The organism is Actinomyces urogenitalis DSM 15434 (assembly GCF_000159035.1).
Lineage (GTDB): Bacteria > Actinomycetota > Actinomycetes > Actinomycetales > Actinomycetaceae > Actinomyces > Actinomyces urogenitalis.
The window spans coordinates 1-1,118 of sequence record NZ_DS999594.1; the positions used below are offsets into that span (position 1 = coordinate 1).

Sequence of the window (1,118 nt, forward strand, 5' to 3'; positions counted from 1 at the left end):
CAGCGCGCTCGACGACGCCGAGGCCGCCGCTGGCCTGTTGCGCCACTACATGGCGGTGGGTAGGCAGCGCGGCGAGGAGCCGCTGGCGTGGTCGCGCACGCTCGCTGACGCCGCCGCCTTTCGCGGATGGTCGTGGGACGACGCCGCAGCGCGCGCCCAGGAGCAGCGCCTGACCCGGCGCCCGGGCCCAGGCGTGCCGCGCGCCCACTGAGAAAGCGCCCCCAAACCAGCGCCACCCCGATTGGAACGTACTTCCACAACCGCGCAGCGCCGCACGCGGCCCGTAGAGCACGCCACAATCACCAAGAGCCGTTCCAACCGGCCAAAGCACGCACCAATCAACGCAAGGCCGCGCCCCTGCATCACTCTGCCGGCCACACCAGCGCACGGAGCCAACGCAGACCAAGCCGGCTACAGGGAGACCAGGAATCCGTCCTCATCCAGGGCCCGGCCGCCAGTAGCCTCCACCAGCGCGCGTGCGGCTGCCTCGATCAGCGCCGCCGCCTCCGCACGCTCGCCACGCCGCGTCCGCGTCAACCGCGCGGGGTCACGGTCGGCCAGTTCCAGCGGCCGCCACACGATCTGGTGAACCACCACCCCGTGTACGGCCCACGGCTCGCCAGCCACCGCCAGGGGCAGGTACTCCGCCGCCTCTACCTGGACCTCAACGTGCCCCCACCCGGGCCGCGCCTCGTCCACCGGCGCGACGACGGCGTAGCCCGTGCGCACCTCCTCCAGCGTCCTGCCCGCCTGAGCAGCCTCAGCAGCGAGAGCGGCAGCCGCCTCCTCCCGCTCGCGGGCGGCGGTCCAGGCCTGGTCCAGGAGGTCGGCCCCCAGCAGCTCGGTCAGACGATCCAGTTCCGCCTGGGGAATAGCAGCCAGCCCCGTGGGCCCCTCGGGCAGGCGCGGGTCCAGCTGCGAGCGAGCTCCAGGCAGTACACCAGCCAGGACCGCCTGGCAGGCATCCGGGGTCAGCCACACCGGCGCGTAGACGTCGAGGTTGACGTTGGCGTCCGGGTCAGGCTGGACGAGCACGCTCATGCTCTGGCTGCCCGCGCCGGCGCCTCGCGCGCTTGCGCCGTCGGCTCCAGCACCGCCTGCCGACCCCGCCGGCGCGT

At 73.5% G+C, this 1,118-nt stretch carries 2 pseudogenes; one reads left to right on the forward strand and one right to left on the reverse strand.

Annotated features, from left to right (window positions below):
- A pseudogene (locus HMPREF0058_RS11395) lies at positions 1-211 on the forward strand (3'-5' exonuclease); the annotation flags it as partial.
- Positions 212-411: 200 nt separating this feature from the next.
- On the opposite strand, the pseudogene HMPREF0058_RS11400 reads toward HMPREF0058_RS11395, so the two are convergent.
- Positions 412-1,118, reverse strand: a pseudogene (locus HMPREF0058_RS11400) (hypothetical protein); the annotation flags it as partial.